Origin of the sequence: Horticoccus luteus, from assembly GCF_019464535.1 — a bacterium.
Lineage (GTDB): Bacteria > Verrucomicrobiota > Verrucomicrobiia > Opitutales > Opitutaceae > Horticoccus > Horticoccus luteus.
Window position 1 is genome coordinate 2,591,299 of sequence record NZ_CP080507.1, and the last position, 6,161, is coordinate 2,597,459.

General features: G+C 63.7%; 4 protein-coding genes. 1 reads left to right on the forward strand and 3 read right to left on the reverse strand.

All coding sequences use genetic code 11. From position 1 onward, the window contains the following. The 3 genes from pelA to K0B96_RS10760 are packed head-to-tail and all read right to left on the reverse strand — an operon-like array spanning nt 1 to nt 5,096. A complete protein-coding gene (gene pelA / locus K0B96_RS10750) occupies nt 1-1,068 on the reverse strand; it encodes a pectate lyase (protein WP_220160903.1) in 1,068 nt (355 codons plus the stop codon). A 5-nt stretch (nt 1,069-1,073) separates the two neighbouring features. Then, nucleotides 1,074-2,513, reverse strand: coding sequence for an MFS transporter (locus K0B96_RS10755; RefSeq protein WP_220160904.1), 1,440 nt, complete (start codon nt 2,511-2,513; stop codon nt 1,074-1,076). Between the two features lie 12 nt (nt 2,514-2,525). Next, nucleotides 2,526-5,096: a glycoside hydrolase family 88 protein gene (locus tag K0B96_RS10760; RefSeq protein WP_220160905.1), complete on the reverse strand. Its 2,571-nt coding sequence runs from the start codon at nt 5,094-5,096 to the stop codon at nt 2,526-2,528. 249 nt (nt 5,097-5,345) lie between these two features. Between K0B96_RS10760 and rrtA the strand changes: the two genes are divergently transcribed. Further along, nucleotides 5,346-5,969: a rhombosortase gene (gene rrtA, locus K0B96_RS10765; RefSeq protein ID WP_220160906.1), complete on the forward strand. Its 624-nt coding sequence runs from the start codon at nt 5,346-5,348 to the stop codon at nt 5,967-5,969. The last annotated feature ends 192 nt before the right edge of the window (nt 5,970-6,161 follow it).

Sequence of the window (6,161 nt, forward strand, 5' to 3'; positions counted from 1 at the left end):
TCACGAACTCGTTTTCAGCCAGCGTGCGGCCCACTGGGGATAATCGCGCGCGAGCAGTGCGGCTGGATCGTTGACATACCAACGGTAGCCCCCGCGGCGCTCCGGCTCGACTTCGGCCAGCGTGTAATGAATGAGCGTATCGCGCCCGCCGAAGATCGGCCGGTTCGTGCCAATCTCGTAAAATCGCGCCCACAAGGGCGGAGCATGAGGATCGGCTACAATTGCGCGGTCGTGCCCGTGGGGCAAGGCAGGGTCCGGACGCTCCACCAGACGTTGCCCGGTGAGCTTCGACGTTTCAAACCACGCCACGGCGGAGCGGACGGCATCGATCACTTCCGGCGACGGATTTTCTTCGCCCATCAGAAACCGCACGATGCCCACGCTCTCCAGACCAGAGAGGGAAACGTGCTCGTATTTGCGCGCCGGGGCGGGCTCGAACGTCAGCTCGTCGTGCTGTGCGCACCACACCGTTTTGCGGCCGTTCACCACGATCTGGCAGCGCAAGATGCACGCCACTCCACGTTGCACGGCTTCCGCGCAACGCGCCCGCAACGCCGCATCCGCCCACTGGAACGGAGCGTCTCCGCGCGCCACCGGGCGCAGCGTGGCGAGCACGCCGACCATGGCGTCGTCGTTGAACGTGATCCGTGTGTAGTAACCGGGGCGCAGCGGAAAATACTGCGGCCAGCCACCATTTGGATACTGGGCGGCGAGCAGGTAATTGAGCCCATGGAGCGCGGCGGCGCGGAAACGCGGCTCAGGCTGGCCGGCGTCAATGCGTGCCAAGAGGCGGATTTGCGTCCACGTGGCATCGTTGTCGATCGTGGGCGCCACGTTTTCGTGATCGGCAAATTCCGCCGGCCCGGGCGGTCGCGTCATGTCGTGATTCTTCGGCCAGCCGCCTGACGGCGTTTGATAAAGCAAAACACTTTCCCCCACGGCGCGCGCCTCGGCCGAGGCATACCACGCGGCCGGCTGCCGCAGCACCGCGCGCCACGCCACCGCGGCGCGCGCTTCGGCCGCGAGGGACAGCAGCAGCAGCGAAAGGAACGGCCGGAAGAAGCGCATGGCGATCAGCGGGTCCGCAGGTCGACCATTTCGAATTTCGGGGCCAGCGCGTGCATCACCAGCCACGCGACGAGGTAGGCGGAACCGCAAATGACGAAGAGCAGGGCGTAACCGGCCTCAAGATGACCGAGCGCCGTGAAGTGCTCCAACACCTTGCCCGCCACACGGGCGATCAGGATGCCGCCAATGGCTCCCGCCATGCCTCCCAAGCCGGTGACGGATGCCACGGCTTTTTTCGGAAACATGTCTGAGGCGGTCGTGAAAATATTGGCCGACCACGCTTGGTGCGCCGAGCAGGCGATGGCGATCGTCGCGACCGCGAGCCACGTGTTGATCGCACCGAGGCGCGACGCGAAGAGCACCGTCAGCGGCAGGAGGGCGTAGATGAACATGGCGAGCTTGCGCGCCTTGCTCGCAGTCATGCCGTGGTTGATAAACGCTTTCGGCAGCCACCCGCCGAAAATCGAACCTGCGGTCGCCACCGTATAAACCAGCGCAACGGCAATCGGCCAGCTGATCACGCCGGGAATCGAGCTGTGATCGCCGGTGAAGCCGGGATGCGTCGCAAGAAACGCGTCCACTTTGCGCGCGTTTTCGCCTTCGAGAAAGGCGGGCAGCCAGAAGAGGAAAAACCACCAGATGGGATCGGTCAGAAACTTTCCGAGAATGAAAGCCCAGGTCTGGCGAAAACCGAGCAGACGCGCGCCCGAGATGCGCACCCCGGCGTCGGCCTGCTCCACGACCTGCTCGTCGCGGTCGCTGTGGATGTAATCATACTCCGCCTGGCTGAGCTGACCGCTCTGCAATTTCGCCGCGGGCGACGCATAGGTTTTCACCCAGAAGACGATCCAGATGAGGCCGACCGCACCGGTGAGAATAAACGCCCACTCCCAACCCCACGCCGATGCGATATACGGCACGCACAACGGCGCCACGATCGCACCGACGTTCGCGCCGGAATTGTAGAGTCCCGTGGCGAACGCGCGTTCTTTGCGGGGAAACCACTCGGCCACGGTTTTGTTGGCCGCAGGAAAATTACCCGCTTCCGAAAAGCCGAGCGCGGCGCGCCAGAAGCCGAAGCTCCACGTGTGGTGGCCGAACGCGTGGCCGATGGCGGCGATGCTCCAGCCGATGAGCGACGCCGCATAACCGGTCTTGGTGCCCACCCAGTCGATAAAACGACCCGCGGCGAGCATGCCGACCGCGTAGGCGATTTGAAAACAGATGACGACCGTGGAGTAATTGAGCTCCTGCGCGGCTTTGTCGGGACCAAACACGCCGTGCTCGGAGAGCGTCTGCTTGAGCAGGCCGAGGACGTTGCGATCAAGGTAATTGATCGTCGTCGCAAAGAAAACCAGGCCGCAAATCGTCCAACGATAGCGACCAATTTGTTCGCTCAAAGGGATGCGAGGCGCGGGCGGGAGAGGAGTAGCGGTAGGCGGCATGAAAAGAGGAAATCAGGGGTTCGGGGCAACAGACGGGGAACTCAAACTGCGAGCTTTCCGGGCCGGCTCGACGGAGGTTCGGGTGAACGTAAGGCGACCTGCATGGCGGACGAGATCGGTTTCAGTCACGTTGTTGAACGTGCAGTCGGTGAGGCGGATGTCATCGATTGTGGCGCCCTCAAAACCGGCCACCCACAACACCCGCGGACTAGCCGCACTGGTCACATGATCAAGCGAAACATTGCGCACCGTCGGCGGGTGCGAACCCTGCGCGCCCTCCTCGTAAATCAAGTCGATCGTCAGCACCGCTTCCAGGACGCGGCCCACGGTGACGTTGCGCATGAAAACATTTTCGAGCACGCCGCCGCGACGGGCGTTGGACTTGAAACGCAACGCCCGCTCGAGGTGCGGGCTGTCCATGCGACAATTTTCGATGAAGACGTTGCGCACACTGCCGGATATCTCGCTGCCGAGGACCACCCCGCCATGGCCGTCCAGCATCGTGCAGTCGCGCACGACGATGTTTTCACTCGGCACATTGACGCGGCGCCCGTCGTTGTTGCGGCCGGATTTGATCGCGATGCAATCATCACCGGTGTCGAACACGCAGCGTTCGATCAGGATGTCGCGCGATGACTCCGGGTCGCACCCGTCGTTGTTCGGGCCGTGCGAATGGATTTGGACGCCGCGCACGGTGATGTTTTGCGAAAGCACGGGATGGATTTCCCACATCGGCGAACGCACGATCGTCACGCCCTCGATCAACACGTTTTTGCAGCGATACGGCTGGATGAAATTGGGCCGCAGAAAGCTGCCGGGCCCGAACACGCGCTCCGCCACCGGCACGCCGGCCTCGCCCATTTTGTTCAGGCGATCACGCGCGGCGGTTTGCAGCGTTTTCTTCCCTTTTTCCTTCTTGTTCCACGCCCACCAGTTCGACCAGTCGGCCTGGCCGTCGAGCGTCCCCTCGCCCGTCACGGCGATGTTTTCCTGCTCGAATGCGTAGATCAGCGGCGAATAGCTCATCGCTTCAACACCTTCCCACCGCGTGAAAACCACCGGGTAATCGTCGGGCCGGGTGCTGAACTTGAGCGTGGCGCCTTTCGTCACGTGGAGATTGACGTTGCTCAACAGGTGAACCGCGCCGGTGAGCCATTCGCCGGCCGGCACCACGACGCGGCCGCCGCCCGCAGCATGACACGCGGCAATCGCAGCGCGGATCGCGGCGGTGGCATCGGCACCGGGTTTCGCGCCGAAATCCGTGATCGGGAAATCATGCGCGGGAAACTCCGGCGCCTGGATGCGGGCCAGCACGGCGTCGAGATCGCCCCACCCGCGCACCGCGACGGGAGCGGCGGAGGATGCGAGCAGTTGCTGCACCTCGATGCCGGCGAGAATAAACGGGCCGACGCCCTTCAAATCGTTTTCGATGACCGGCTCGCTGACGTAATAGTCGAACGAGCCATCGCGTGCGCGGCCCTTGGAATTGGTGTAGCCGAGGCCGGCAACCTCGCAGCAGTGCGTGAGATTCACGCGTCCGTCGGCGTCGGTGCGGATGAAATCGCGAATGAGCCCGGCATAACCGCGCAAGACGGCGGGCAGATATTTTTCGCGCGGGAGATAGCCGCGATTGATGCCCTTCGCCAACGCATAGACAAACATCGAGGAGCCGGTCGCTTCGAGATAATTGCCGGCGCGATCCCCTTGGTCGGTGACCTGCCACCACAGCCCGCTGGCCGGATCCTGCCAGCGCACAATACCATCCGCCACGCGCCGCAGGACGTCGTTGATCTGATCCACGTCCGGCTGCGTCGGCGGCAGAAAGTCGAGCGAATCGACCAGCGCCATCGCATACCAGCCTTCGGCGCGGCTCCAGAAATTCGGCGACTGCCCCGTCTGCGGATTCGCCCACGCCTGCGCATGCTTTTCATCCCACGCGTGGAAATGCAGTCCGGTCTTCGCGTCGTAGCCGTGGCGGTCCATCAATAAAATCTGCCGGGCGACGTCGTCGAAGAGCGCCGGCTCGCCGAAGACCCGGCCATATTGGGCGAGAAACGGCGAAGCCATGAACACGCCGTCGAGCCACATCTGGTCGGGATAGCGTTGCTTGTGCCAGAAGCCGCCTTCGCTCGTGCGCGGCTGATGGGTGATTTGGGCGCGGAGCGTGGCCAGCGCCGTGCGGAAACGCGGCTCGCGCACGCCGTCCTCCCAGCGCGTAAGGAGCACTTTGCCGGGCGGCATCATGTCGAGATTGTAGTCGGCCTGCTTGTAAGTGCGGATCGTGCCGTCAGCGGCGACAAACGACTCGGCGGTTTTGGCGCCGTAGTTGATATAGTCCGATTCACCGGTGGCGGCGCCGAGCTTTAGCAACGCGAGGCCGAAGAGCGAAGACGTATAATCCCAGCGCGCCCGTGGGTTGCTCCCGCCGTAGAACAAGGAATCGCCCCGGCGCGCCATTTCCGAGCGCGCGAGGCGTTGCGACCACTCGAGCGGTGCGGCGCCCGAGAATTGGCCGGGCGCCGGATCGGCGGCCCACAGAGCGGAGAAAGTCAGAAGGAAGCTGGCAAGCAGGCGGAGTTTCATGGGCGGGGAAAAACAAGACGCACGATCGCGGGGTGAAAAGCGGGCGTTGCGGCTCACTCGGGCGCGGAGGGAGGAGCGCAGAGAGTTACTGGTCGAAAAGAAAGGTGGAGGAAAAACTAATTCTGTCCTGAATTTCATTTTTCACCGTCCTGCGATGATCCACGAGAAATGCTCCACCCCGTCCGGTCGCGCTGCATCAGCGCACGGCCGCGTCGCCGCCGAGGGCAACGCGGGAAAAAACGACGGCGCATGAACGAACTGCAGACATCGCTGCGCCGTTTGTTCGCCCGGGACAAATTTCCGTGGGTGTTCCTTGCGCTGACGATCTTCGCCGTGGTGATTCAGCTCCATCCCGCTTGGCGCGCCGGGCTGATCTACGACCGCCGGGCGCTTCAACACGGAGAAATCTGGCGGCTGTGGAGCGGCCATTTTGTGCATTTCGGCTGGCCGCACCTCGTCGCCGACGCAGGACTTTTCCTCATTCTCGGCCGCTTGCTGGAGCGCAAGTATCCCGTGGCGTTGCGCATTTCGGCGGTGCTGATGCCCGTCGTGATTTCCGTCGCGCTCTATACGTGCGACCCCGCCCTGGAACGCTATGCGGGCTTGAGCGCGGTCAATCTGGGCCTGCTGCTTTTCTACGCGTTTCAAGGCTGGCAGCGGAATCGGTGGGACTGGTTTTGGCCCACGATCCTCGCGATCTACATTGGCGAGGTTGTGCTCGAGGCGACACGCGGCCAAGGCCACGGCGGCGGATTCATTCAGTTCGACGATCCCAGCATCCATGTTGCCACCTCGGCGCACATTGCGGGAGGGCTTTACGGCTTCGCGCTGTGGTTGTGCTGTCGCCGACGCGCAAAACCGAACGCCGGCTGATACGCACCGCCGCAGCGGAAGCGTCGGCGCCAGGCTGCGATGACGGGCGAGGACGAGGGTCGCATCCCCAATCCCGACCCGCGAGCATCGCCCCCTCGCCTGCGCTAGCGCGGCGGACAGCGGCGGACGCAGAGTGGCGGGAGGAAAGCGCATCGCGAAAAACCGCGCCGGGCCGTGCGGGCACGGACCGGC